28 protein-coding genes are annotated in these 24,105 nt (G+C 63.2%); 9 read left to right on the forward strand and 19 right to left on the reverse strand.

Going from position 1 to position 24,105, the window contains the following annotated elements:
* Positions 1–79 precede the first annotated feature (79 nt).
* Positions 80–898, forward strand: a complete 819-nt coding sequence (locus ET21_RS0124665; RefSeq protein ID WP_030541753.1) for an arginyltransferase — start codon at positions 80–82, stop codon at positions 896–898.
* A 262-nt stretch (positions 899–1,160) separates the two neighbouring features.
* Here ET21_RS0124665 and ET21_RS0124670 read toward each other — a convergent pair whose 3' ends face one another.
* The 5 genes from ET21_RS0124670 to ET21_RS0124690 form a co-directional block, all read right to left on the reverse strand.
* On the reverse strand, positions 1,161–1,538 hold the full coding sequence (locus tag ET21_RS0124670; protein ID WP_030541754.1) for a VOC family protein: 378 nt from the start codon (positions 1,536–1,538) through the stop codon (positions 1,161–1,163).
* 73 nt (positions 1,539–1,611) lie between these two features.
* Entirely contained in the window at positions 1,612–2,436 is an 825-nt protein-coding gene (locus ET21_RS0124675) for an RcnB family protein (protein WP_030541755.1), read from the reverse strand.
* 126 nt (positions 2,437–2,562) lie between these two features.
* Positions 2,563–3,048, reverse strand: coding sequence for a GAF domain-containing protein (locus ET21_RS0124680; protein WP_030541756.1), 486 nt, complete (start codon positions 3,046–3,048; stop codon positions 2,563–2,565).
* A gap of 125 nt (positions 3,049–3,173) precedes the next feature.
* A complete protein-coding gene (gene arfB / locus ET21_RS0124685) occupies positions 3,174–3,599 on the reverse strand; it encodes an alternative ribosome rescue aminoacyl-tRNA hydrolase ArfB (RefSeq protein ID WP_030541757.1) in 426 nt (141 codons plus the stop codon).
* A 6-nt stretch (positions 3,600–3,605) separates the two neighbouring features.
* Positions 3,606–4,283, reverse strand: coding sequence for an RluA family pseudouridine synthase (locus ET21_RS0124690; RefSeq protein WP_030541758.1), 678 nt, complete (start codon positions 4,281–4,283; stop codon positions 3,606–3,608).
* An 86-nt stretch (positions 4,284–4,369) separates the two neighbouring features.
* Here ET21_RS0124690 and ET21_RS0124695 point away from each other — a divergent pair, with 86 nt between their 5' ends.
* Complete coding sequence (locus ET21_RS0124695) at positions 4,370–5,338, forward strand: acyltransferase family protein (RefSeq protein ID WP_223308062.1); 969 nt, start codon at positions 4,370–4,372, stop codon at positions 5,336–5,338.
* A 105-nt stretch (positions 5,339–5,443) separates the two neighbouring features.
* Here ET21_RS0124695 and wrbA read toward each other — a convergent pair whose 3' ends face one another.
* On the reverse strand, positions 5,444–6,043 hold the full coding sequence (gene wrbA / locus ET21_RS0124700; protein WP_030541760.1) for an NAD(P)H:quinone oxidoreductase: 600 nt from the start codon (positions 6,041–6,043) through the stop codon (positions 5,444–5,446).
* Between the two features lie 124 nt (positions 6,044–6,167).
* Positions 6,168–6,887, reverse strand: a complete 720-nt coding sequence (locus ET21_RS0124705; RefSeq protein WP_030541761.1) for a pirin family protein — start codon at positions 6,885–6,887, stop codon at positions 6,168–6,170.
* Between the two features lie 107 nt (positions 6,888–6,994).
* Between ET21_RS0124705 and ET21_RS0124710 the strand changes: the two genes are divergently transcribed.
* Both ET21_RS0124710 and ctrA read left to right on the forward strand, forming a co-directional pair.
* Positions 6,995–7,888 (forward strand): LysR family transcriptional regulator, encoded by an 894-nt coding sequence (locus tag ET21_RS0124710; protein ID WP_030541762.1) that lies wholly within the window; start codon positions 6,995–6,997, stop codon positions 7,886–7,888.
* A 205-nt stretch (positions 7,889–8,093) separates the two neighbouring features.
* Complete coding sequence (gene ctrA / locus ET21_RS0124715; RefSeq protein ID WP_021237218.1) at positions 8,094–8,801, forward strand: response regulator transcription factor CtrA; 708 nt, start codon at positions 8,094–8,096, stop codon at positions 8,799–8,801.
* Positions 8,802–8,812: 11 nt separating this feature from the next.
* On the opposite strand, the gene ET21_RS0124720 is transcribed toward ctrA, so the two are convergent.
* The 5 genes from ET21_RS0124720 to ET21_RS0124740 form a co-directional block, all read right to left on the reverse strand.
* The gene (locus ET21_RS0124720) at positions 8,813–9,628 is read right to left on the reverse strand and encodes a metallophosphoesterase (RefSeq protein ID WP_081856864.1); all 816 of its coding nucleotides are present in this window, start codon (positions 9,626–9,628) and stop codon (positions 8,813–8,815) included.
* Positions 9,629–9,670: 42 nt separating this feature from the next.
* Positions 9,671–10,225 carry a dCTP deaminase gene (gene dcd, locus ET21_RS0124725; protein ID WP_021237220.1) on the reverse strand — a complete coding sequence of 185 codons (555 nt, stop codon included), beginning with the start codon at positions 10,223–10,225 and terminating at the stop codon, positions 9,671–9,673.
* A 6-nt stretch (positions 10,226–10,231) separates the two neighbouring features.
* Entirely contained in the window at positions 10,232–10,693 is a 462-nt protein-coding gene (gene cdd, locus ET21_RS0124730) for a cytidine deaminase (protein ID WP_030541764.1), read from the reverse strand.
* Complete coding sequence (locus ET21_RS0124735; protein ID WP_021237222.1) at positions 10,690–11,310, reverse strand: GH25 family lysozyme; 621 nt, start codon at positions 11,308–11,310, stop codon at positions 10,690–10,692. The genes cdd and ET21_RS0124735 overlap by 4 nt, the downstream gene beginning before the upstream one ends.
* Before the next feature lie 83 nt (positions 11,311–11,393).
* Positions 11,394–11,876 (reverse strand): UPF0262 family protein, encoded by a 483-nt coding sequence (locus ET21_RS0124740; RefSeq protein WP_021237223.1) that lies wholly within the window; start codon positions 11,874–11,876, stop codon positions 11,394–11,396.
* A 119-nt stretch (positions 11,877–11,995) separates the two neighbouring features.
* On the opposite strand from ET21_RS0124740, the gene ET21_RS0124745 reads away from it, so the two are divergent.
* Entirely contained in the window at positions 11,996–13,480 is a 1,485-nt protein-coding gene (locus ET21_RS0124745) for a replicative DNA helicase (RefSeq protein ID WP_030541766.1), read from the forward strand.
* Between the two features lie 21 nt (positions 13,481–13,501).
* Here the strand turns inward: ET21_RS0124745 and ET21_RS0124750 are convergent, their stop codons facing one another.
* From ET21_RS0124750 to astD, 7 genes are all read right to left on the reverse strand, one after another.
* A complete protein-coding gene (locus ET21_RS0124750) occupies positions 13,502–13,897 on the reverse strand; it encodes an MAPEG family protein (protein WP_030541767.1) in 396 nt (131 codons plus the stop codon).
* A 246-nt stretch (positions 13,898–14,143) separates the two neighbouring features.
* Positions 14,144–14,935 (reverse strand): phosphoadenylyl-sulfate reductase, encoded by a 792-nt coding sequence (locus ET21_RS0124755; RefSeq protein WP_030541768.1) that lies wholly within the window; start codon positions 14,933–14,935, stop codon positions 14,144–14,146.
* Positions 14,928–15,368, reverse strand: coding sequence for a DUF934 domain-containing protein (locus ET21_RS0124760; RefSeq protein WP_021237227.1), 441 nt, complete (start codon positions 15,366–15,368; stop codon positions 14,928–14,930). The genes ET21_RS0124755 and ET21_RS0124760 overlap by 8 nt, the downstream gene beginning before the upstream one ends.
* The gene (locus ET21_RS0124765; protein ID WP_030541769.1) at positions 15,361–16,992 is read right to left on the reverse strand and encodes a nitrite/sulfite reductase; all 1,632 of its coding nucleotides are present in this window, start codon (positions 16,990–16,992) and stop codon (positions 15,361–15,363) included. The genes ET21_RS0124760 and ET21_RS0124765 overlap by 8 nt, the downstream gene beginning before the upstream one ends.
* 1 nt (position 16,993) lies before the next feature.
* Positions 16,994–17,290: a DUF2849 domain-containing protein gene (locus ET21_RS0124770; protein WP_021237229.1), complete on the reverse strand. Its 297-nt coding sequence runs from the start codon at positions 17,288–17,290 to the stop codon at positions 16,994–16,996.
* Entirely contained in the window at positions 17,287–18,075 is a 789-nt protein-coding gene (gene cobA / locus ET21_RS0124775; protein WP_030541770.1) for a uroporphyrinogen-III C-methyltransferase, read from the reverse strand. The genes ET21_RS0124770 and cobA overlap by 4 nt, the downstream gene beginning before the upstream one ends.
* 131 nt (positions 18,076–18,206) lie before the next feature.
* The gene (gene astD / locus ET21_RS0124780) at positions 18,207–19,640 is read right to left on the reverse strand and encodes a succinylglutamate-semialdehyde dehydrogenase (RefSeq protein WP_030541771.1); all 1,434 of its coding nucleotides are present in this window, start codon (positions 19,638–19,640) and stop codon (positions 18,207–18,209) included.
* Between the two features lie 179 nt (positions 19,641–19,819).
* Between astD and ET21_RS0124785 the strand changes: the two genes are divergently transcribed.
* The 4 genes from ET21_RS0124785 to ET21_RS0124800 all read left to right on the forward strand — a co-directional run bounded on the left by ET21_RS0124785 (position 19,820) and on the right by ET21_RS0124800 (position 23,531).
* Positions 19,820–20,689, forward strand: coding sequence for an alpha/beta fold hydrolase (locus ET21_RS0124785; protein WP_030541772.1), 870 nt, complete (start codon positions 19,820–19,822; stop codon positions 20,687–20,689).
* Positions 20,682–21,824 carry a glycosyltransferase family 4 protein gene (locus ET21_RS0124790; RefSeq protein WP_030541773.1) on the forward strand — a complete coding sequence of 381 codons (1,143 nt, stop codon included), beginning with the start codon at positions 20,682–20,684 and terminating at the stop codon, positions 21,822–21,824. The genes ET21_RS0124785 and ET21_RS0124790 overlap by 8 nt, the downstream gene beginning before the upstream one ends.
* A 94-nt stretch (positions 21,825–21,918) precedes the next feature.
* Positions 21,919–23,322: a nitronate monooxygenase family protein gene (locus ET21_RS0124795; protein ID WP_030541774.1), complete on the forward strand. Its 1,404-nt coding sequence runs from the start codon at positions 21,919–21,921 to the stop codon at positions 23,320–23,322.
* Positions 23,322–23,531, forward strand: coding sequence for a DUF2093 domain-containing protein (locus ET21_RS0124800; RefSeq protein WP_021237235.1), 210 nt, complete (start codon positions 23,322–23,324; stop codon positions 23,529–23,531). The genes ET21_RS0124795 and ET21_RS0124800 overlap by 1 nt, the downstream gene beginning before the upstream one ends.
* The last annotated feature ends 574 nt before the right edge of the window (positions 23,532–24,105 follow it).

Genomic DNA, 24,105 nt, shown 5'->3' on the forward strand with positions numbered 1-24,105 from the left:
ATCTTTTCACGGACGGCGGCGGGCGGCATAGTTGCCTTATGAATCAGGCTTCACGCAGCGTTGGGACGGAGATAGTGGCGTGACCGCTCCATTTCGCTTTCCGCGCTTCTTCGTGACGAATCCCAGCCCGTGCCCTTATCTGCCGGGGCGCAGCGAGCGGAAGGTCTTTACCGAACTGAGCGGCGACAATGCGCCGGAACTGAACGACGCGCTGGGCCGCATCGGCTTTCGCCGCAGCCAGAATGTCGCCTACCGCCCAAGCTGCGCGGATTGTTCCGCCTGCGTTTCGGTGCGCGTGGTGGCGAACGAGTTTCAGCCCAACGCGACCCAGCGCAAGCTCATCCGGCGGAACAGCGACCTGATCGTCACCGCTTGCAAGCCATGGTCGACGGAGGAGCAGTTCGAACTGCTCCAGCGCTACTTGCGCGCGCGCCATCCGGGCGGGGGCATGACCGAGATGGACGAGATGGACTTTGCCGACATGGTCGAGCAGACTCCGGTCGAAAGCCATGTCGTGGAATATCGCGAACCGGGCGAGAATGGCCGCCCCGGAAAGCTGGTCGGCGCTTGCCTGACCGACCGGCAGGGCGACGGACTGTCGATGATCTACAGCTTCTTCGATACGGAGCTGGAGCATCGCAAGGGCCTCGGCAATTACATCATCATGGACCATATATTGCGATCGGCGAAGGCGGGGCTGCCTTACGTCTATCTCGGCTATTGGGTCGAAGGATCGCAGCGGATGCAATATAAGGTCCGCTATCATCCGCTCGAAAAGCTGAGCCGCAGCGGATGGGTGCGCTTCGATCCGCAGGAGCAGGCGCAGGCGATCCGCGGCGTCGTGTCGCGCGACGAACCGCCGCTGCCGATCGAACTGGCGGGCATTTTCAGAAAGTAGAACTGCTTCGGCAGATCGCGGGACAATGTGCTCCTGCGCAGGCATTTGAACGGGACGAGTTGCTCGCGAGGGCGCGGTTCAGGCCTGTGTCGGGTGCTTGAAGGGTCATGCCGCCGCGCTGGACCTCCTCGCCCTGTGTGAATGTGGAAGCCTCTTCGCTTCCCTGAAAGGAACTGCGCTCGTGTGGCGCCGGTCTTCGGTCTGATCCCGTCAGGCGAACGGCGGCATTTCCGGCTTTAGGCACGATATCAAAATCCACGCCCTATTTGGCCGAGAAGGTCACCGCCTCGACCTTGTTGCCATCGGGATCGCGAACGAAGGCGCCGTAATAATGCGCGTCGTAATTCGGCCGGACGCCGGGCGCGCCTTCGTCGGTGCCGCCGAGTTCCAGTGCAAGGCGATGGAATTCCTGCACGGCGTTGCGGTCCGCCGCCTCGAAACAGACGTGGGTGCCGTTGCCTGCCGTGGCGCGCTCTCCGTCGACCGGGGTTTCGACGCTGAACATGACGTCCGTGACGCCATAATCGAGCGAATGGGGATGATCGCGCAGGCTGCGATAGCCGAGCAGCGCCATCAGCGGGTCATAGAAGGCGCGCGCCCGCTCCACATCGTTGGTTCCGACCGAAACATGATGGATCATGCGGTTTCTCCTGCCTGATGGCAGGACGGAAGCTGCGGGAGCGTTCCGCCTGCGACAGGCTAAACCGATGCGCCTATTTGCAGTTGCACGTCCGGCGGATCTTCCGGGGCGCTTTGGCGCGCGGCGCGGAGGTCGTCACATAAGTGCGGGTGGTCGTCATCGCAGGCTGAACGACGATGGTCGTGGTGGTCGCGCCCGGATAATAATAGCCGTTGGCATAATAGCCCGGCGCGTGGGTGGTCGTGACCGATGGTTCGCCCGGCCCGCCATGATGCGTCACCGGCGGCGCATAGGCGTAGGGCGGCGCGTCATAATCGACGCCATAGTTGCTGCGCGCTTCTCCTTCGAACCGGCCTTCATATTCGCCGCTGTAGGTGCGGCCCTTTTCATCGCGCCAGGTGCCGGTCCACCGCCCTTCATATTCATGGGGAGGCGGCGCGTCCGGCATGGTGACATCGTCATCATAGTCCGTGCCATAGAAGGGGGCGCGCCGGTCATCCCTGTCCCACGCGACGCCGCTGCGATGATCCCTGACGCGGCCATCCCGGTCGATCATCACGGCATCGTCATAATAGCGTGACCAGCCATAGCCCGCCACCGGCGCCGGCAATCCATAGGCGGCATAATTGCCGACGCGATAGGACGGGCTGATCCAGTAGGAGGGCAGGACATAGCCGATGACCGGGCGGCGATAGCCCGCCCAGCCGCCCGGCGCGCGCCATCCGGCATGCCAGCGGCCCTGAACGCGCGGCCCCCAATGATGGAAGCTCCTGCCCGAAAAACCTTTGCCCATCACCGGCCGCGACGCGCCGGTGGAAGCTCCGCCGCCCGCCAGCGCGGGAGCGCCAAGGCCCAGCGTCATGGCCGCGCCCGCCAGCAAGATGCTCCAGTTCCGCATGCTCAACTCCCCGTTCGATCGGACGCGCGTCGGAGCGCGCGCAGTTAAGAGATTGTTTAGCATGGTGATCCGCTGTGATCCACGCGGCCGTGGCGGCTACCCTGTCCCGAAACGGGTCAGCGCTGTTCAGGCGAGGCGAGCGGCGATGCTGGCAACCAGCGCTTCCAGCCCGGCCTGATCGGCGGCGTCGAAGCGGGCGGGGCGGGGGCTGTCCAGGTCGAGGACGGCCAGAACTACGCCATCGCGCATCACCGGCACGACGATTTCCGAAGCGCTGGCGGCGTCGCAGGCGATATGGCCGGGGAAGGCATGGACATCCTCCACCAGTTGGGTCTGGCCCGATGCCGCCGCCGTGCCGCAGACGCCCCGGCCCAAGGGGATGCGGATGCAGGCCGGCTTGCCCTGGAAGGGGCCGAGGACCAGCCCTCCTTCAACCATGCGGTAGAAGCCCGCCCAATTGAGATCAGGCAGAAATTGCCAGATCAGCGCGGCCACATTGGCCATGTTGGCGACCGGGTCCGGCTCGCCGCGGGTAATGGCTTCGGCGGCCGAGAGCAGGTCGGCATATATGGCTGCCTTATCGGCATGTTGCGGGGCAGCGAAATCGAACATGCGGCGGATATAGGGATGGAGCGGGGCGGCCGCCAGCGTGGAGAAGATGGAAGAAGCTTCCCGGAAGAAGGGAGGGTTCGACAGGCCCGAACGGGTTGGGTGAGCCTGATTAAGGCATGATCGCCCTAATCGAATTTCACCTTGCCCCGGCCCTGTTTGACGGAACTGCGCGCTTTCTTGGCATCGACCCGGCGGGCCTTTGCCGCCTTCCCGGGCTTGGTCGCCTTACGCGCCTTTGGCACGATCGTCGCCTCGCGGATGAGGTCGATGAGGCGCGCCAGCACCTCCTGCCGGTTCATCAGTTGCGACCGGGACCCTTCCGACCGCAGGATCAGCACGCCGTCAGCGGTCATGCGGCGGCCAGCGATGCGCGCCAGCCGGTGCTTCACCGCTTCGGGCAGCGAAGGGCTGTTGGCGACGTCGAAGCGCAACTGCACCGCGCTGTCGGTCGTGTTGACATGCTGGCCGCCCGCGCCGGTGGAGCGGACGAAGCTTTCGGACAGCTCGTCCGTGTCGATGGAGATCGTCCGGGTGACGGTAATGAGCGGCAAGGGGCGCTAAAGCTCCGCTTCTTCCAGATATTCCGGGCCAAATCCGGCGGCGGCGAAGCTGGGCGGCAGGGGGGGCGTAGCCTCGGCTGAAGGTTTCGCGCCGCGCGGTATGCTCAGGAAACGGCTGTGGAGCAGCATCGGGCCTGTGCCGCTGCCATAGACGGGATCGCCCGCTATGCCGAAGCCCAACCCGTGCAGGGCGTGGGCGCGGATTTGATGGGTGCGCCCGGTCTGCGGCGTGAACAGTATGAGCGCGCGTCCATCCTTTTCCGCCAGCTTGCGCCATTGGGTCAGCGCCGCCTTGCCGTCCTTCGCCGCGATCATGCGCCAGCCTTGCGCGGCGCTGCTGACTTTTTTCAGCGGCAGGTCGATCGTGCCGCTGGCCTGATCGGGAACACCCTCCACCACCGCGACATAGCGCTTGACGACCGTGCCAGCCTCGAACGCGGCGGCGTAGCGCTTGTGCGCCTTCGGATTGCGGGCGAGGGCGAGGCAGCCGCTGGTGTCCCGGTCCAGCCGATGGACGGGCAGGGGCCAGCGCTGGAACCCGAAAGTGAGGGAGGAGAGGTGATTTTCCAGGCTCAGCGACCCGTCGCGCGGCGCATCGACCGGCAGGCCCGCAGGCTTGTCCAGAATGATGGCCTCGCCATCGATAAACAGCACTCGGTCGTGGAGCAGGGTCAAGGAAGATGGTCCGATCGCAAGGCAAGGGTGATTGACGCGCCAGCGGCTTCCTATAGGGCGTCACACCCATGGACAATAGGGGGCACATGGCTGACGCCAGCGCAGCGCCGCCGGAGCGGGCGCTGGGCGGCGGGCGTCTGGAATGGATCGATGTCGCGCGCGGCGCCGGTATCATCGCCGTCGTCATCGGCCATGTGTGGACGCGCGGGCCGGTGCGGGACGCGGTCTACAGCTTTCACATGCCGCTGTTCTTCCTCTTGTCGGGCCTGCTTTCCCGCGTGCAGCCGCCCGCCACATTCGCGCTTCGCCAGCTCAAATCGCAGATGCGGCCCTATGCCGCCTTTCTGCTGCTGCTGATCGCCGTCGACCAGATCATCGAGCCGTTGAAGGGCCATCGCCCGATCTTCGACGACTGGCCGCAAGATATGCTGCCGGTGCTGCTGGGCGGGTCATGGCTGCGCGGGCCTTATACCATATTCTGGTTCGTGCCCTGCCTGATGACCGGGCGCATCCTGTTCAACATGCTGCTGAAGCGCTGGCCCGATCCGCTGGACCGGCGCTGGGCCTTGATGATGCTTGTCCTGTTGCCAGCGGCTTATGCGCTTGGCTGGTGGATGGATGCTTCCGTCCTGGGGATGCTGAGCGTGCCGATGGCGTTGATCCTGCTGTGGATCGGCGCGGCCTGGCAGAAAGTGGCCTGGCGGCCATGGATGTGGTGGCCGCTCGCCGCGCTGTCGCTGGGCGGGCTGTCGGGGCTGCTGCCGACGCTGAACCTGAAGGCGGGGGATTATGGCGCGCCATTGCTGTCGATCGCGTCGGCGGTGGCGACGTCGCTGCTGCTTTTCCGTTTCTCGGTCAGGGTTGCGCCGGTTGCCGGATGGCTGGCGGCGGTCGGGCGCGCATCACTCGTCATCATGTATCTGCATGTGGCGGTGATCCATTATCTTGCGCCGCTGCTGGGAAAGCCCGGCGTGCTGGTGCTTGCGCTGCTGCTGCCTATCGGCGTCTATCAGCTTTTGCTGCGCATTCCCGGCGCGCGCCGGATCTTCCTTTAGTCACAACAGGAAAGGGGCCGGCCATCCTTGCGATGTGCCAGCCCCTCGCCAACGCCTTGCGACCCAAGGCTCGACGGCTGCGTCCTTCACGTGGCGCAGCTATGCTTATCCGTGCAGCTTGATCGCCGTTTCCGCGATCCGGCGTCCCTGGTAGCGGGCGCCTTCCAGTTCGTCTTCGTCGGGCTGGCGGCTGCCGTCGCTGTCCGCAAGGGTGGTCGCGCCATAGGGCGCGCCGCCACGCACCTTGTCGACGCCGGTCTGGCCGCTGTGGCCATAATCGAGGCCGACGATCACCATGCCGAAATGCAGAAGGTTGGTGATGATCGAGAATAGCGTCGTTTCCTGCCCGCCATGTTGGCTGGCGGTGGAGGTGAACGCGCCGCCCACCTTGCCGTTCAGGGCGCCGCGCGCCCACAGGCCGCCTGCCTGATCGAGGAACGCCGCCATCTGGCTGGACATGCGGCCGAAACGGGTGCCGGTGCCGATGATGATCGCGTCATAGCCGGCAAGTTCGGCGATTGTCGCGACCGGCGCTTCCTGATCCAGCTTGAACCCGGCATTTTTCGCGACGTCCAGCGGCGCGGTTTCAGGCACGCGCTTGATGTCGACCTGCGCCCCGGTCGAGGCAGCGCCTTCCGCAACGGCCTTCGCCATTGTCTCTATGTGCCCATAGGACGAGTAGTAGAGAACCAGCACCTTCGTCATATCGCGATCTCCATTCACTGTAATGCCTTGATCCAAGGATGGTTTCTGAAAAAGGTGGCCGCTCGCCCCAAGGAGGGAGGGGGAGAAGAGGCGAGCGGCCGGCCCGCTCAGGGAGCAGCGGGCCTTATTGGCTGTCGACCAGGACGATCTCCGCATCCTCCAGCGCCGTGATCGTAATGGGCTTGCCACCGATGATCGCCGCGCCATCGCGCGCTTCGAAAAGCTGGCCGTCAATTTCGATCCGGCCGGTCGCGGGCACCAGATAGATGTGACGTCCCTCCGCGCTTTCATAGGTCACGCTTTCGCCCGCCTTGACGGTGCCGCCCAGCAGGCGGGCGTCGGCGCGGATGCGCAGCGCTTCCTTGTCCTCGTCATGACCGCTGGCCAGAACGACCAGCTTTCCCGACCGGTCGCCCTTGGGAAAGGGCTTGGCGCCCCAGCTTGGCGATCCGCCCGCGACCGTTGGGATGACCCAGATCTGGAACAGCGTCGTCGTTTCGTCTTCCAGATTATATTCGGCGTGACGAATGCCGGTTCCGGCGCTCATCACCTGAACGTCGCCTGCTTCCGTGCGGCCCTTGTTTCCCAGGCTGTCCTGATGCGTGATCGCGCCGGTGCGGACATAGGTGATGATTTCCATGTCGCGGTGCGGGTGCGGCGGGAAGCCGGACTGGGCGGCGATCTCATCGTCATTCCATACGCGGATCGCGCCCCAGCCCAAGCGATCGGGATCATGATAGTCCGCGAAGGAGAAATGATGCCGGGCGTTCAGCCAGCCATGATTTGCATGGCCCAGGGAGTTGAACGGACGGCGCTCTACATGCGTCTGCACGATGTTGCTCATCTTCTGTGCCTTTCAATGCGTTGCCGGAGCTTCCGGCTTGCTTTCCGCCAATTTAGGCATCAGGGTCGTTTCTGAAATAAGCAGCATCGAAACGGATTGTTTCCTTCATGCGTCTCCCTGATCTGGAAGCCTGGGCCATCTTCGCCGCCGTGGTGGAGCATCGCAGCTTCACCGACGCAGCCAAGGCGCTCAGCGTGTCGAAAGCCACAGTGTCGAAGGCGGTGACCCGGCTGGAACAGCATCTGGAGACCAGCCTGTTCAGCCGCACCAGCCGCCGCCTGGCGTTGACGGAAAGCGGCAAGCGGCTGGCGGAGCATGCCGCCCGCATCCTGGCCGAAGGGCAGGCGGCGGAGGAAGCGGCCCGGCAGGATACGGAGGAATTGTCCGGCACGGTGCGGCTGGGCGCGCCGATGACGTTCGGGCTGTTGCGGGTCGCGCCGCTGATCGCACAATTCACCAAGCAGCATCCGGGCGTGAATGTCTTTCTGCACCTGTCCGATGCCCTGATCGACATGATCGAAATGGGCCTGGATGCCACCATTCGCATTGCCGACATGCCGGACAGTTCGCTGCGGGCGCGGCGGCTGGGGGATGTCAGGGTGCATCTGGTCGCGTCTCCGGCCTATCTGGAGGAGCGCGGCCGTCCGGTTCATCCCGTGGACCTCAGCGATCATGACTGTCTGTGCTATTCGAACGTCACCACGCCGGACGTGTGGCGCTTTTCGGGGCCGGGGGAGCAGAATGTGGCGGTGCAGGTGCGCGCGCGGATGACCGTGAACAGCGGGGACGCGATGCTGCCCGCCTTGCTTGCGGGGGTGGGGATCGCCCGGCTGCCCGATTTCATCATCGGTGACGCCATGGCGGCGGGCGATCTGGAGGAGATATTGGTCGACTGGCGGGCTCCGCCGCTTGGCCTCCACCTGGTGACGCCGCCGTCCAGATTGCGCCCGGCGCGCGTCGAGGCGCTGCTCGATTTCATCGCGGCGAACCATGGCTGCTGAGGCCGATCGGGATCAATTTAGCGCTTGCGCCGTCTGAATCTCTTTCGCGTCAAGTTATTGTAAATAGATTCAAAACGCCGCGACTCGTGGATTTCTGCGGGTTAGCGAAAAATTAACCTTTGTCCTTCAGAAGTTTTTTGGTTAATGAATTGGAGCAGACGCCGTTCTGAGGGGTTGACGGGATCTGCAAGGACAGGGGCTTCATATGCGCGTTCTGCTAATCGAAGACGAACCGACTACCGCCAAGGCGATCGAGCTGATGCTCACGACCGAAGGCTTCAACGTCTACACCACGGATCTGGGCGAAGAGGGGCTCGATCTGGGCAAGCTGTATGATTATGACATCATCTGCCTGGACCTGAACCTGCCGGACATGCACGGTTATGACGTGCTCAAGAAGCTGCGCGCGGCAAAGGTGCAGACGCCGGTCCTGATCCTTTCGGGCATTGCGGAAATGGACAGCAAGGTCCGTTCCTTCGGCTTTGGCGCGGACGATTATGTGACCAAGCCGTTCCACCGCGAAGAACTCATCGCCCGCATCCATGCGGTGGTCCGCCGGTCGAAGGGTCATTCGCAATCGGTCATCCGCACCGGCAAGCTGGCGGTCAATCTTGACGCCAAGACGGTGGAGGTCGATGGCAATCGCGTCCACCTGACCGGCAAGGAATATGCGATGCTGGAGCTTCTTTCGCTCCGCAAGGGCACGACGCTGACGAAGGAAATGTTCCTGAACCACCTGTATGGCGGCATGGACGAACCCGAACTCAAGATCATCGACGTGTTCATCTGCAAGCTGCGCAAGAAGCTGGCGCTGGCGTGCGGCGGCGACAATTATATCGAGACCGTCTGGGGCCGCGGCTATGTGCTGCGCGATCCAGACGAAGCGATGGAGGTGGCGACCAAGGTCGCCTGATCCATCAGCTTTCAGGGCTTTTGAAAAGGTCGGCTGTCCATCGGATGGCTGGCCTTTTTCCTTATTAAAGGCGTTCGGGTCTGGAGGAACCAGCGTTCCGTGCCTTGCAGGCCGATGGCGGTCAGCTTGCCGCTTCGCCATGCGCCGGTGTCGATGCCGATGCGGTTGGACCGTTCGTCCACATCATCGGTGATGCTGTGACCGTGGATGACCATGCGGCCATGATCGCCGCCATATTTAAGGAAATCGCCCCTGATCCAGTGCAGGTCGGCAGAAGCCTGCGCTTCCAGCCGGACACGCGGGCGAATTCCGGCATGGACGAACAGATAATCGCCAACGATGGCCATGTCTTCGAAATCATCGGCAAAATCGACATGGCCGCGCGGCACGTGAGACAGCATCCATTGGGCGAGTTCGTCTTCGTCCATCGCCGCGCACTCCTGCGTCGGCAGTCCGTAGCTTTTCAGCGTTTCCGCGCCGCCTATCCGCCGGAAAGCGGCCGCATTCGGGGCGCTGCCACGCGCCGCTGCGACGAAGACTTCCTCATGATTGCCCTTGAGGAAGCGGACATTAGCGCTGGAGCGAGCGAGAGCGATGGCGCGGTCGATCATCTGAGCGGAATGCGGGCCGCGATCGATCAGGTCGCCCAGCAGGATCAGCAGGCGGGGAAGGGGCGGGCGCGCTGCCTCGTCCTGTGCGATCATATCCATCAATTGGTCGAACAGGTCGAGCCGCCCGTGGATGTCGCCAATGGCATAGACCCGCACATCCTCTCCGATGCTGGACGGCGTGGTTCGCGGCTTTGGGCGGCGCAGAAAGTTCAACATGGCGGCGACCGCATGAGCTTCATGGCCCAATGTCGCACGGCTTTACAGCCGAGGCAATGTCACCCCCTGCTGTCCCATATATTTGCCCGCGCGATCCGCATAGCTGACCTCGCACGGCTCATTGCCTTGCAGGAACAGGAACTGGCATGCGCCTTCATTGGCGTAGATTTTCGCGGGGAGGGGGGTGGTGTTGGAAAATTCCAGCGTCACATGGCCTTCCCAGCCCGGTTCGAGCGGCGTCACGTTCACGATGATGCCGCAACGGGCATAGGTGGACTTGCCAAGGCAGATCACCAGCACGTCGCGGGGCACGCGGAAATATTCGACCGTGCGGGCCAGGGCGAAGCTGTTGGGCGGGATGATGCAGCAGTCCGTCTTGCGATCGACAAAGCTGTTGGACGCGAAATCCTTCGGATCGACCACGGCGCTGTCGACATTGGTGAAGATCTTGAACTCGTCGGCCACGCGCGCGTCATAGCCGTAGGAGGACAGGCCGTAGCTGATGCAGCCATCGCGCCTCTGGCTTTCCACAAAGGGTTCGATCATCCCGCTGGACAGGGCCTGTTCGCGAATCCACTTATCCGACAAAATCGACATGACTATCTAGCTTTTCCTGTGAGAAGTGGTTCCCAAGTCATTGGGGTTGAAAGCAAAGGGCAGCAATGCGGCGACGCTATGTTCGACCACCGCGCTGCCTTTTCCATCAGCGCAATAAATGGAAATGGAGCGGCCCGCCACCTGTTCGGCTTCGTTCAATATCTGCCTGCACCGGCCGCAGGGCGTGATGACCGGACCATCCGGGGCATCGGCGGGTCCGCCTGTCACCGCGATCGCTTCGACATCGGCCAGGCGGCCCTGGGCGTTTGCCGCGGCCAGCGCCACGGTTTCGGCGCAGAGCGACAGGCCAAGGCTGGCATTTTCGAAATTGGCGCCAGCGATGATCTCGCCATCCGTCAGGCGGACGGCAGCGCCAACGGTGAAGCGGCTATAGGGCGCATAGCCATTGTTCCGGGCCATGCGCGCCGCTTCGATCAACTGGCTGATCGGGCCTTCTGCTCGACTCATGGCGCGACGACACCCCATCTGACGGGTCCTTCGACACCGTCGATATGCCGCATGTCATTGGCTGTCCACATCACCCATTTACGTGTCGCATAGTCAGGCGGGAAGAAATTGCCGTCCAGCCACAGCGTGCGATTGATGCCCGATGCTATGTCGTAGCGCTCCTCGAAATCGGGCGAGATGTTGAGCAGCGCTGGCTTGCGCGCATTGCTTTCGACCAGATTGACCAGCGTATTGAGTTCCGACAGCACGGCATCCCGCTCCGGCCGGGCGCTGCATGACGGGTCGAAAGAAAGCCGGATGACCGGGGGCAGGGCGGCATTGTCGCGCGGCACTGTCGTCACGAAGCGCGTCGCCTGTTCGGCCGCGCGCTTGCACAGGCTGAAATCAAGCGAAGCGCCGTAGCGCAGACCCGCCGACCGCGCGGCCGACCAGTTGCGGGCAAAGGCGGGATCGCGCCCATCAGCCCCCTTCGCCGCGCGGATATAGGCGAAATCCACGCCGTTGGCGGCGAGCGTCCCCCAGTCGATAGCGCCGTTATCGGCGCTGATCGTCACGCCCTGCACCGGATAGACGCTGCGGTCGGGCGCCCACCCGCGCGCATAGAGCCACAGCGCCATCGCCAGCAGGGCGAGGACGGCCGCGCCCGCCAGAAAGCGGGCCAGATACTGGCCTGTTGAAAGCTGACGGATGATGAGCCCCCTTACCCCTTGATATGCAGCACGCAGATGAGCGTGAACAGGCGCCTGGCCGTATCGAAATCGACCTTTATCTTGCCGTCCAGCCGTTCGATCAGCATTTCCGCAGCGTCATTGTGGATGGCGCGGCGGGCCATGTCCACCGTTTCGATCTGCTGCGGCGATGCGTTGTTGATCGCCTGATAATAGCTGTCGCAGATGGCGAAATAATCGCGAATGGGCCTGCGGAACCGGCCGAGGCTGAGGATGATCGCCTCCAGCGGTTCGCCATCCTCCCGCTTGATCTCGATCACCAGCCGCCCCTCCTCGACGCGCAGCAGCACGCGATAGGGGCCCGCATAGCCGTCGGCATGGACGCGCTGGGGAGCGAAGAAATTCTCCTCCAGCAGGTCGAATATGGCGATGCGGCGCTCCTGTTCGACATCGGCGCTGCGCCACAGGATCGTCCGCTCGTCCAGCGTGATATCGATGATGCGCGGGTCGGCCATTAAGCCTATGGTCAGTGCGGCGGGCGGCGGCGAAAAGCAAGGGGAGTTCTCCACAGCTTTGCCCGTGGCGGCACAGCTTCCCGCTTGCGCTGGCGGGCTGCTGGCGCGATGAGGAGCGCATGGTCGAACTGGTGCAGATTAACCCCGCCGTGGAAACTGGCGTCACTGAACTCCCCCGCAATGTCGAGGCGGAAGCCGCGCTGCTGGGCGCGCTGATGATCGACAACCGCATTGCTGAGGATGTGCAGCTCAAGCTGAAGCCGGAACATTTTTTCGAGCCGCTGCACGGCCGCATCTACGAAGCGGTGATGAAGCTGGTGGAGCGCGACATGGTCGCGAACCCGGTGACTCTGAAACCGTTGCTGGAGCAGGACCCGGCGCTCAAGGAATTGGGCGGCGTCGGTTATCTGGCGCAGCTGACGGGCAATGGCGCGGCCCTGCTGGGCGCGCGTGATTTCGCGAGCCAGATTTACGATCTTGCTCTGCTGCGCCAGCTTGTGAATGTCGGGCGGGAACTGGTTGAAAATGCTTTAGATACAAGCGAGGACGTCAACCCGCGCGAGCAGATCGAGCAGGCGGAAGTCGCGCTTTACAAGGTGTCCGAAGGGGAAGGCGAAGTCGGCTCGGTCAAGAGCTTCGCCACGGCGACGACCATGGCGGTGCAGGTGGCCGAACGCGCGCTCAACAGCGGCGGCCACGTGTCGGGGATCACCACCGGGCTTAACAGCCTCAATGAAAAGATCGGCGGCCTTCACAATTCGGACCTCATGATCCTGGCCGGGCGGCCGGGCATGGGAAAGACGTCGCTGGCGACCAACATCGCCTATAATGCCGCTTCCCGCTGGATGCGTGATCATGCCGATGGTATTCCGCCGGAAAAGAATATGGGCGCGAAGACCGCCTTTTTCAGTCTGGAAATGTCGGCCGACCAGTTGGCGACCCGCGTGCTCGCGGAACAATCAGGCATCAGCGGCGAAGCGCTGCGCATGGGCAAGATCAGCCGCGCGGATTTCCAGAACCTGTCCCGCGCCGCGCGTGAGCTTCAGGAACTGCCGCTGTTCATCGATGACACGCCCGGCCTGACGATCGCGGCATTGCGCACGCGCGCGCGCCGTTTGAAGCGCCGCCATGACATTGGTCTGGTCATCGTCGATTATCTCCAGCTGCTGCAAGGCACGGGCAAGGGCGGCGACAATCGCGTTCAGGAAATTTCGGAAATTTCCCGTGGTTTGAAGACCTTGGCGAAGGAACTTAACGTTCCGGTTCTGGCGCTGTCGCAGCTAAGCCGCGCGGTCGAGCAGCGCGAGGACAAGCGCCCGCAACTGTCGGACCTGCGCGAATCGGGATCGATCGAGCAGGACGCGGACATGGTCTGGTTCGTGTTCCGTGAAGATTATTATGTCGCCGCCAAGGAGCCGGGGAACAAGGAAGGTTCCGAGCATCTGGAATGGGCGCAGGAGATGGAGCGCATCTACGGCCTGGCCGAACTGATCGTCGCCAAGCAGCGTCACGGCTCCACCGGGCGCATCCGAATGAAGTTCGATGCCAAGATCACGCGCTTCTCCGATCTGGCCGAAGGCGGATATATGGCGGATTACGAGTAGGGGGCAGCCCCGCCGCGTGGCTCAGCCCGAAACGAACGCCTGAAAGACCAGCGCCAGACCGACCATGCTGATGCCATAGACCAGGGTGCGGACGACCGGCACGCCCATGCCATATAGCGGCAGATAGACAGCGCGCGCACCGAGCCACAGCCAGCCGCCAACAGCCGTAGGGCCGCTCGTCTTGCCGGCGATCACCACGCCCAAAAGGCAGATGATGGCGATGGGGTATGTTTCCAGGAAATTGGCCTGCGCGCGCACGAGCCGTCCGCCCACCGGATCGAGCGGCGGCAGCGTTTCGTCCCGTGCGCCCATATTCCACTTTGTCCCATATTGCTTCGTCTTGATGTGCGCTGCGGCGAAGATATGGACCAGCAGAAGCACGCAGCTCCAGGCAAGGATCGTGAGTTCGACAGCCATGGCATTCCTCTGTTCGAAAAGCAGATGTCAGCCTTAGGTCCGGCTGGGCCTTGCGTCATCATGCTTGGGAGGCATGTCGTAACCGGCTATGGAGCCAGGGGGCAAGTCCGGCTTTGGGGAGGGCGACTGCCAAAGCCTTTGGTCGACCCGGACGTGCTCATGCGCGGACAGGAGCCCAGTTCCCGCCGCTGAACTGGGCTCCTGCCTTTGCAGGATCACGTTGCGCTTATTCCAAACTGCCTGAGCTTAGAAGACAGGCTGGTTGGCCGGGTCTTCGGGATCGGCCACAGGCGCAGGAATTGGCGTCACGGGCGAGTGGATGCCGCATTCCACCTTGTCCCAGCCGCGCCAGCGGCCTGCGCGCGGGTCCTCGCCGGGCAGAACCTTGGACGTGCAGGGTTCGCATCCGATCGACAGGTAACCCTGTGCTTCGAGCGGATGGCGGGGTAGTTGATGCTCCTCGAAATAGGCTTCCAGGTCCGACTTGGTCCAGTCGCCGAGCGGGTTGATCTTTAACCGGCCGTCCTCGATTTCGAAGCGGGGCAGGTTCTGCCGCGTCACGGACTGGAAGGCCTTGCGCCCCGAAATCCAAGCGTCGAGCCCTTCCTTGGCGCGATGCATCGGCTCCACCTTGCGGATTTCGCAGCAGCCATCGGGGTCATAGGACCAGCGCAGGCCCGTCTCGTCCTTCTTGGCAAGCACATCGGCCAGCGGCGTGACCGTGCGGCTGTCGGTAAAGCCGAAGCTGTCGATCAGCGTGTCACGATAGGCCAGGGTCTCGCCGAACATCTTGAGCGTATCGACGAAGATCACGGGCACATTCCTGTCCGCCTTGGCCACAAGGTCGAGCAGCACGGCGCTTTCCGTACCGAAGGACGAAACGACCGCGACATTCCCGGCCAGCCCTTCGGAAAAGACGGTCTTCAACATCGTCAGCGTATCGACGCCTTCGAAACGCGTATTGAGGGCGTCCGCGTCCGCCTGGGAAAAGGCGGGCCGCGCGTCGATCACGTCAAGCTGGCGGGCAGGTTCAGCCATTCACATTCTCCGGGTGCCGCTTTGCCCAGACCGGGCTGCGGCCATCGACAGTCTTTTGATAGACGTCGGCATAACGATTGAGGGCGCGTTCCACGGCGGCATCGTCCAGCGCCTTGTCGGGCCGGAAGCTGTCAAAGCCGCAGCGCCGCATGGCGACCAACTGGTCGACGAGCACGTCGCCGACCGCGCGCAATTCGCCCTGATATCCTGCTTCACGCAGGATACGCGCCGCCGAATAGCCGCGGCCGTCGCCAAAGGCGGGGAAGTTCACTTCGACCAGCGACAGCCGGTCGAGATAGGGCAGAAGTTCGCGCGCATCCTCGCCCGCTTCGATCCGCACGGCGGTCGAATTGGACTGGCCGGTGAAGGATTCGACCGTCACCGCCGGTTCCTGCGCGGCTTCGCCTTCGCGGAAGGTCAGGAACTCAACCATAGATCGCCTCCTTGAAGGGCTTCATGCCGAGACGGCGATAGGTGTCGAGAAAGCGTTCACCGCTCTGCCGCTCAGCGAGATAGACGTTGGTCACCTTTTCAATGGCGTCGACCACGCCGTCCTCCGAAAAGCCCGGCCCGGTGATCTGCCCCAGCGAGGCATCCTGCGCGCCCGATCCGCCCAGCAGCAGCTGGAAATTCTCCACACCCTTCCGGTCCACGCCCAAAATGCCGATATGCCCGGCATGGTGGTGGCCGCAGGCGTTGATGCAGCCGGAGATTTTGAGCTTCAATTCGCCCAGTTCCTTCTGCCGCTCCGGCGATCCGAACCGATCCGACAGCTTCTGCGCCAGCGGGATCGACCGCGCATTGGCAAGGCTGCAATAGTCTAGACCGGGGCAAGCGATGATGTCGCCGATCAGGTCCAGATTAGCCTCCGCCAGTCCGGCTTCATCCAGCTTCTGCCAGATGGCGTAAAGATCCGCCTTCTTCACATGCGGCAGGACGAGGTTCTGCGCATGGGTGACGCGCAGTTCGTCGATCGAATATCGCTCCGCAAGGTCGGCCACCAACTCGATCTGTTCGGCCGAAGCATCGCCCGGAATGCCGCCGCGGGGTTTCAGGCTGATGTTGACGATGGCGTAACCGGGCTGCTTGTGCGCCGCGACTTGCCGGTCCACCCATAGGGCGAAGGCCGGATCACTGCGGTCGATCTCGTCGCTCAACCCTTGCTCATAGGCCGGATTGGCGAAGTAGGGCCGGATTCGGTCAAGTTCTTCCGTGGGCGGGTTGAGGCCGAGCGTTCGCATATGGGCGAACTCCTCCTCCACCTGGCGCTTATATTCCTCGACGCCGAGTTCATGGACCAGGATCTTGATCCGCGCCTTGAACTTGTTGTCGCGGCGGCCATAGCGGTTGTAGACACGCAGGCAGGCCTCCAGATAAGACACAATCTCATCTTCGGGCACGAAGTCCTTGATAAGCGGCCCGACCATGGGGGTCCGGCCCATGCCGCCACCGGCATAGACTTCCGCGCCGATCCGTCCGTCGCGCTGCACCAGCTTGAGGCCGATGTCGTGCAGGCGCATCGCCGCACGGTCTTCCTCGCTCGCAATCACGCAAATCTTGAACTTGCGCGGCAGATAGGTGAATTCCGGGTGGAAGGTCGACCACTGGCGCAGCAGTTCCGCCCACGGGCGGGGGTCCGCCACTTCATCGGCCGCGACGCCTGCATATTGGTCAGACGAAATGTTGCGGATGCAATTGCCGCTCGTCTGGATGGCATGCATCTCGACGGTCGCCAGCTCCGCCAGAATGTCGGGCGCGTCAGCCAGCTTGATCCAGTTATATTGCAGGTTGGTGCGCGTGGTGAAATGGCCGTAGCCCTTGTCATATTTGCGCGCGATTTCGCCCAGCTTGCGCATCTGCCGCGCATTGAGCGTGCCATAAGGGATGGCGACCCGCAGCATATAGGCGTGCAGCTGGAGATAGAGGCCGTTCATCAGCCGCAGCGGCTTGAACTGATCCTCGGTCAGCTGGCCTGCAAGGCGGCGCTGCACCTGATCGCGAAACTCCTCGACGCGGGCATCGACGATGGACTGGTCATAGCTGTCGTAACGGTACATTTCAGATCACCCAATTGCCGGTGTCGGCGTCATTCGGTTTCAGTGTCAGGTCTGGGCGCACGGTGGGGCCGAGAGCGCGTATGCGGTCCTTGATATGCGCGGGCCGCACGCCTTCGTCCGTCACGGTGGCGTCGATCACGTAGGGGGCGACCACGCGCAGCGCGGCTTCTTCGGCCCGCGCCAGTTCCTCGCCCTTGTCCGCGACGTCGACCGAATCGCCCACATGCCGCGACCAGCCGTCGCCTGCCCACCAGATGACGTCTCCGGTGCCCAGGTCATTGCCTGTCAAAATCTTCACGAATGCATCTCCGCCCCATTATTCATCTGCGCGGCCCAGCCGGGCAGCACGTCCTGCGCCAGCGCATAGGCCGCCACGTCGCCCACGACAATCAGCGCCGGGCTTCTCACCTTCTCCCGCGCAACCATGTCGCCGAGGTCGGCAAGCAAGGTGCGCAAGGTCCGCATGTCCGCACGCGTGCCATTTTCCAGCACCGCCACCGGAATGGCGGGCGAAACGCCGTCAGTGATCAGCTTGTCGGCAATGTCGGCCGCCGTTGCCACGCCCATGTAGATAACGAGCGTGCGCCCATGACCCGCAAGGCCGGACCAGTCCTGATCCGTCAACCCCTTGCACTGGCCAGCGACGAAGGTGACTGCGCTCGCCGCATCGCGATGGGTGAGCGGAAGCTGCGCCTGCGCCGCGCAGCCGATCGCCGCGCTGATGCCGGGCACAATTTCCACCGGCACGCCAGCGGCCCGGCATGCCTCCATTTCCTCGCCGCCCCGCCCGAAGACGAAGGGATCGCCGCCTTTCAGCCGCACCACGCAGCGGCCGGCCAGCGCCAGTTCGACCAGCAGGGCGTTGATCCGGTCCTGCGGCATGGAATGGCGGCTGCGCTGCTTCGCGACGGAGATCAGTTCCGCCTGTGGCGAGGCCAGCGCCAGTATCTCGCCCGACACCAGTCCATCATGCACGATCACCTGCGCCGCGCCGATCAGCCGGGCGGCGCGCAGCGTCAGCAGCTCCGGGTCGCCAGGACCCGCGCCGACGAGGTAAACGGTGGAAGGTGCAATGTCAGCCATGATGGCCAGATGGCGGAAGCGCATTCGCCTTTCAATTCAGAATGCTTTGCCAGCCGCGTAGGAAAATTTTGCGCGGGGGTGACAGAGCGCGGAACCGGCTCCTGCCTTCGGGGAGCGCGGGGGGCCAAGGATCAGTCCCCCATGGCGCTGGTATCGATTTCTTTGAGGCCAACGCCAATGGACGCGCGGGGCTGCTCGATCTCCGCCGATGCGACGGGATAGGCGCAATAATCCGCCGCGTAATAAGCGCTGGGGCGATGGTTGCCCGAAATGCCGAGGCCGCCGAACGGAGCGGAGGATGATGCGCCGTTGGTCGGGCGGTTCCAGTTGACGATGCCCGCGCGGACATTGGCCCAGAACTGGTTATATTGTTCCGGCGATCCCCCGACCAGCGAGGCCGACAACCCGTAGCGGCTGTTGTTGGCTTCCGCGATGGCCGCGGCGAAATCCGGCACGCGGATGACCTGGAGCAGCGGCCCGAACAGTTCGATGTCGGGCCGTTCTTCCATGGCGGTCACATCGATGATCGCGGGGCTGAGGAATGGGCGATCCTGCACGGGGCGCACCATATGTTTGATGGGGCGGCCGCCATGACTCATCAGGTAGAGGAAGCTTTCGGTCAACTGGTCCGCCGCCCGGTTGTCGATGACCGGCCCCATGAAAGGCGCGGGGTCGGCATGGGGATGATCGACGATCAGGCGGTCGGCGATCTTCTTGACCTCGGCAATCAGCATGTCGGCCAGTTCCTGCTTGACGATCAGGCGGCTGGCCGCGGTGCAGCGCTGCCCGCTCGACAGGAAAGCGGACTGGACGACGAGCACGGCGGCGCTGGCAATGTCCGGTGTGTCCCATACGATGATGGGATTGTTGCCGCCCATCTCCAGCGCCAGTATCTTGCCGGGATTGGCCGCGAACTGCCGGTTTATGGCGATGCCGGTTTGCGCGGAGCCGGTGAAGAGGATGCCGTTCACGTCCGGGTGCGCGGTCAGCGCCTTCCCCTCACCCGGCCCGCCCAGAACGAGGCGCAGGCTGTCCTGCGGCACCCCTGCCTCATGGAAGAGGCGGACCAGCATTTCGCCTACCGCCGGAGTCTGTTCGGACGGTTTGAAAACCACGCCATTGCCCGCGAGCAGCGCCGGGACAATATGCCCGTTAGGCAGATGCGCCGGGAAATTATAAGGGCCAAGCACCGCCATGACGCCATGGGGCTTGTGCCGGACGGACTGGCGGGCGCCCATCGCGGCTTCCAGACGGCGCTGGCCGGTGCGTTCTGAATAAGCGGCGACGGAAATGTCGACCTTGTTCATCACGGCGGCGACCTCCGTGCGTGCGTCCCACAGAGGCTTGCCGGTTTCGCGTGCGATCAGATCGGCCAGAGCATCTTCATTGGCGCGGACGACATTGACGAAGCGGCGCAGCGTTTCGATGCGGTAGGCGACAGGTTGCGCGGCCCAGCGCGGCCATCCGGCACGCACGTGCGCGACCTCGGCCTCCACGTTGCTTGCGGCGCCTTGCCACAGGAGGGCGCCGGTAGCCGGTTCGATCGAAGTCAGGGATGCGGACATAGCGCCGATATGGAGGATAACGGCGCTTTAGGGAAGGGAGCGAGATGCGTTTGATGCGCTCCTGTCCGTCGAGCGGCGGCGCTTCATCTCTTTGACTTGCGGCTGCTGCCCGTGGAGCGATATGAGCCATCGGGCAAGCCGGAGATGGGGCGCTTGATCATGCTGAGGATAGAGGGCCGTTGAGCAACTTCACGGACGGATATTGGTGGTCCCCTGACGGCCTCCGCCTTCACTATCGCGATTATGATGGCGGATCGGATGGGCGGCCGCCACTGCTTTGCCTGCCGGGGCTGACCCGCAATGCAAGGGATTTCGAACCGCTTGCGCAAAGGCTTGCCGGGGAGTGGCGGCTGATCTGCCCGGAAATGCGCGGGCGCGGAGAAAGCGCGCAGGCCAAGGACCCGATGACCTATGTCCCCTTCAACTATCTACAGGATATAAGCCGGTTGCTCGGCGACCTTGCGATCACCCGTTTCGTGGCAGTCGGCACGTCGCTGGGCGGCTTCATCACCATGCTGATCGCCGCGACCCATCGCGAATGGCTGGCCGGGGCCTTGCTGAACGATATCGGTCCCACGCTTGAGCAGGCGGGCCTTGCGCGGATCAGGGCGCAGGTCGGCACGGGGCAGTCGCATCCAAGCTGGGTTCATGCGGCGCGGGCATTGGAAGAAGCGAACCGCGACATCTACCCGGCCTATGGGCTGGAGCAATGGCTGGCGATGGCGAAGCGCCTCTATCGCCTGAACAGCGGAGGGCGGATCGTGCTCGACTACGACATGCGCATCGCCGAACCCTTGCGGGTGGCCGGAGCGGAAGGCGGGGTCGATATGTGGCCCGCCATGGCGGCTTTTCGCGGCATTCCGGCATTGATATTGCGCGGCGAGCGTTCGGATATTCTGAGCGTCGAAACGGCCGAACGGATGGTGCGGGACATGGGCGGCGGGGCTGAACTGGTCACCGTGAAGAATGTCGGCCATGCGCCGGTGCTGGATGAGCCCGAAGCGGCGCGCGCCATCGACCAGTTGCTGGCGCGCGTCCTCCATGGCTGACTTCACCGGGCGACGGCCGCGGCTGCTCCACATCCATGGCAGTTTCAGCCTGGGCGGCAAGGAGGCACGCGCCGTCCGCCTCATGAACCTGTGGGGCGATCGCGCGCATCATAGCATCGTCAGCGCCGATCCTGATGCCATGGACGCGCGCGCGGCGATCGATCCTGCCATCCGGGTGGACTATCCTTCGCCGCCGCAATTGAAGGGGTGGCCCGGTTTGGCCCGCTTTCGGAGCATCGCCCGCTTCCTAACGGGTTTCGACCTGATCCTCACCTATAATTGGGGGGCGATGGACGCGGTCATGGCGCATCGCATCTGCGCGCCGTTCATGCGCCTGCCGCCGCTCATCCATCATGAGGATGGCTTCAATGTGGATGAGGCGGCTGGCCTCAAGCCGGAGCGGAACCTGTACCGCCGCATTGCCTTTCAGGGCAGCTGCGCCATCGTCGTCCCTTCGACGAAGCTGGAGGGCATTGCCCAGAGTGTGTGGCGGCAGCCTGACCGGAAGGTACGGCTCATCCGCAACGGCATCGATGTGGCGCGTTATGCGGTTCCACCCGCTCCAGAGGCAATTCCCGGCCTTGTTCGCTCGCCGGGCAAGCTGCTGGCTGGCACGCTCGCCGGTTTGCGCCCGGTCAAGAACATTCCCCGGCTGGTCCGGGCGATTGCTCCGCACAAAGAGCGGTTGCAGCTGGTCGTCGTGGGAGAGGGCCCGGAGAAGGACGCCATCCTTGCCGAAGCAGGGCGACAGGGTATCAGCGATCTGCATCTGGCGGGCTTCCTGCCCGATCCATGGCGCTATATCGGGCTGCTGGACATTTTCGCCCTGTCTTCCGACAGCGAGCAATTCCCGATTTCGCTGGTGGAGGCAATGGCGGCAGGCCTGCCGGTCGCGTCCATGGACGTGGGCGACGTCATGCAGATGGTGGCGCCTGAAAATCGCGGCTTCGTGGTCAAGGATGAGCATGCTCTGGCCGATGCGCTCGCTGTCCTCGCGTCCGATGCGGGGTTGCGCGCGCGGCTGGGGGAAGCCAACCGGCTGCGTGCCCGGCGCGATTTTGACGAGACAGCCATGGTGGACGCTTATGCGGCGCTATACGGACGGGCACTATCCAGCCCGGATATTTTGCGGTAGGGCGCGCGCGTAACTTTCGTCATGCGGGCCAAAGCTGCTATAGGGCAGGTTTGAAATTGCCCGCAGACGCGGCTGATTTGCGCGGGAGATAGCGTTGTTCAAGGGTTTGAAGCCCATCATTTACGGTGGCCGTGAAGTGTGGCCGCTGGTCGAAGGCGGCAAGGGCGTGGCCGTTTCCAACCATGCCAGTTCCGGCGCATGGGCTGCGGCAGGCGGCATCGGCACCGTGTCCGCCGTCAATGCCGACAGCTATGACAGCATGGGGAATATCATCCCGCAAATCTACCATGGCCGCACCCGCCGCGACCGTCATGAAGAACTGGTCGCCTATGCAATCGACGGTGCGGTCGAGCAGGTGAAACGCGCGTTCGAGATTGCGGGCGGCAAGGGTGCGATCAACATCAACATCCTGTGGGAAATGGGCGGCGCGCAGCGCGTGCTGCATGGCGTGCTGGAAAAGACGCGCGGCATGGTGGCGGGTGTCACCTGCGGCGCTGGCATGCCCTACAAGTTGAGCGAAATCGCCGCTTCCTATGGCGTCAATTATCTGCCGATCGTCAGTTCCGGCCGCGCATTCCGGGCACTGTGGAAGCGCGCTTATTCGAAAGCGTCGGAATGGCTGGCGGCGGTGGTCTATGAAGATCCCTGGCTTGCGGGCGGGCATAACGGACTGTCCAATGCGGAGGACCCCCGCGAGCCGCAGGATCCCTATCCCCGCGTCAAGGCGCTGCGCGACACCATGCGCGAAGGCGGCATTTCGGACGAGGTGCCTATCGTGATGGCGGGCGGCGTATGGCACCTAAAGGATTGGAACGACTGGATCGACAATCCCGAACTCGGCACGATCGCATTTCAGTTCGGCACGCGGCCCTTGCTGACGCAGGAAAGCCCTATCCCGCAGGAATGGAAGCAGCGGCTGACGCAGCTTGAGCCCGGCGACATCCTGCTGCACCGCTTTTCGCCGACCGGCTTTTACAGTTCAGCAGTGCGCAACCCCTTCCTGCGCCAGTTGGAAGCGCGGTCGGAGCGCCAGATTCCGTTCAGCACCGAGCAGGCGGGCGATCATACGCATCAGCTCGACGCGGGCGTCAAAGGCAAGAATTTCTGGGTGACGCGCGGCGACCTGCTGCGCGCGCGCGAGTGGGTGGGGCAAGGCTTCACCTCCGCACTCAAGACGCCGGACAACACGCTTGTCTTCGTTACGGAAGAGGAGAAGGCGGAAATCCGCAAGGACCAGACCGACTGCATGGGCTGCCTCAGCCAGTGCGCCTTTTCCAGTTGGATGGACAGCGAGACCAATTCGACCGGCCGTCTTGCAGATCCGCGCAGCTTCTGCATTCAAAAATCATTGCAGGAAGCGGTCCATGGCGGTGATCTGGACAAGAATCTGCTGTTCGCGGGGCATGGCGCCTACAAGTTCAAGCAAGACCCATTCTATTCCAATGGGTTCGTGCCCACCGTCAAACAGTTGGTCGATCGCATTCTGACGGGCGACTGATGGCCGATATTCAAGGTCTTGCCGTGCTGAGCTATCACACGCCGCATTTCGATGTCGTGCGGCCGGGGCAGTTCGTGCTTTGCGCCGTATCCGGTGAGCGAATCGACCTGGATGACTTGAAATATTGGAGTGCGGAGTTTCAGGAGGCCTATCGCGGGCCGGTGGAAGCGACGCAATCCATCCTGCGGCGGCGTGAAGGCGCGGCTTGAACTGCCGTGAGGCAGGCTTTTAGGCGCTTGGTGGACGTTTATCGTTAAAAAATGCCATTATGTGGGCAGTTTCCCCTGCTTTGACGGTTCCTTTTTCCGCGTCGGTCGTTTATACTTTCTATCAGGCGACAAAGATCGCCTTAAGGAAGGATGCTCAACAATGTCGCGGATCGATATTTTTGGCGATCGTTTATGTGTAGCCACCAGCCTGCTGATCATGGGGTGGTTCATCTACAACGTTGCATTCTGAACGTCCTGGGCCTCTAATTTCGACGAGGCGTTGACGCGAGCTTCTTTTCATACCGGCTGCGATCATGCGAGCCGTTGTCCATAGTTGATTGGCCATATCGGTCCCAGGCTGTCGCGCGCTATCGTGCATCTCATCTGCATTATCTAACCTTCATCCATCCGGAGCTTGTGCAGCGGCAGGCGTGGTGCCGGCGGCTTTATTTTCTCCACACCGAAGGGCATCGACTGCTGCTTCCATATTCGAACGGGGCAGGTGGCGCGTTCGAGCAGCGGGTCGGGGCGAATTGAGTGCCAGCGCTATAGGAGTTGCTGGAGACTTTTGCGG

The sequence above is a fragment of the Sphingobium sp. DC-2 genome (assembly GCF_000722555.1).
Taxonomy (GTDB): domain Bacteria; phylum Pseudomonadota; class Alphaproteobacteria; order Sphingomonadales; family Sphingomonadaceae; genus Sphingobium; species Sphingobium quisquiliarum.

Coding starts and splice junctions, on each gene's coding strand:
- ET21_RS0124670 (WP_030541754.1), bottom strand. CDS start 1,538: ATGATCCATCATGTTTCGGTCGGAACCAACGATGTGGAGCGGGCGCGC.
- ET21_RS0124675 (WP_030541755.1), bottom strand. CDS start 2,436: ATGCGGAACTGGAGCATCTTGCTGGCGGGCGCGGCCATGACGCTGGGC.
- ET21_RS0124680 (WP_030541756.1), bottom strand. CDS start 3,048: ATGTTCGATTTCGCTGCCCCGCAACATGCCGATAAGGCAGCCATATAT.
- ET21_RS0124695 (WP_223308062.1), top strand. CDS start 4,370: ATGGCTGACGCCAGCGCAGCGCCGCCGGAGCGGGCGCTGGGCGGCGGG.
- wrbA (WP_030541760.1), bottom strand. CDS start 6,043: ATGACGAAGGTGCTGGTTCTCTACTACTCGTCCTATGGGCACATAGAG.
- ET21_RS0124705 (WP_030541761.1), bottom strand. CDS start 6,887: ATGAGCAACATCGTGCAGACGCATGTAGAGCGCCGTCCGTTCAACTCC.
- ET21_RS0124710 (WP_030541762.1), top strand. CDS start 6,995: ATGCGTCTCCCTGATCTGGAAGCCTGGGCCATCTTCGCCGCCGTGGTG.
- ctrA (WP_021237218.1), top strand. CDS start 8,094: ATGCGCGTTCTGCTAATCGAAGACGAACCGACTACCGCCAAGGCGATC.
- ET21_RS0124720 (WP_081856864.1), bottom strand. CDS start 9,628: ATGTTGAACTTTCTGCGCCGCCCAAAGCCGCGAACCACGCCGTCCAGC.
- dcd (WP_021237220.1), bottom strand. CDS start 10,225: ATGTCGATTTTGTCGGATAAGTGGATTCGCGAACAGGCCCTGTCCAGC.
- cdd (WP_030541764.1), bottom strand. CDS start 10,693: ATGAGTCGAGCAGAAGGCCCGATCAGCCAGTTGATCGAAGCGGCGCGC.
- ET21_RS0124735 (WP_021237222.1), bottom strand. CDS start 11,310: ATGGCGCTGTGGCTCTATGCGCGCGGGTGGGCGCCCGACCGCAGCGTC.
- ET21_RS0124740 (WP_021237223.1), bottom strand. CDS start 11,876: ATGGCCGACCCGCGCATCATCGATATCACGCTGGACGAGCGGACGATC.
- ET21_RS0124745 (WP_030541766.1), top strand. CDS start 11,996: ATGGTCGAACTGGTGCAGATTAACCCCGCCGTGGAAACTGGCGTCACT.
- ET21_RS0124750 (WP_030541767.1), bottom strand. CDS start 13,897: ATGGCTGTCGAACTCACGATCCTTGCCTGGAGCTGCGTGCTTCTGCTG.
- ET21_RS0124755 (WP_030541768.1), bottom strand. CDS start 14,935: ATGGCTGAACCTGCCCGCCAGCTTGACGTGATCGACGCGCGGCCCGCC.
- ET21_RS0124760 (WP_021237227.1), bottom strand. CDS start 15,368: ATGGTTGAGTTCCTGACCTTCCGCGAAGGCGAAGCCGCGCAGGAACCG.
- ET21_RS0124765 (WP_030541769.1), bottom strand. CDS start 16,992: ATGTACCGTTACGACAGCTATGACCAGTCCATCGTCGATGCCCGCGTC.
- cobA (WP_030541770.1), bottom strand. CDS start 18,075: ATGGCTGACATTGCACCTTCCACCGTTTACCTCGTCGGCGCGGGTCCT.
- astD (WP_030541771.1), bottom strand. CDS start 19,640: ATGTCCGCATCCCTGACTTCGATCGAACCGGCTACCGGCGCCCTCCTG.
- ET21_RS0124790 (WP_030541773.1), top strand. CDS start 20,682: ATGGCTGACTTCACCGGGCGACGGCCGCGGCTGCTCCACATCCATGGC.
- ET21_RS0124800 (WP_021237235.1), top strand. CDS start 23,322: ATGGCCGATATTCAAGGTCTTGCCGTGCTGAGCTATCACACGCCGCAT.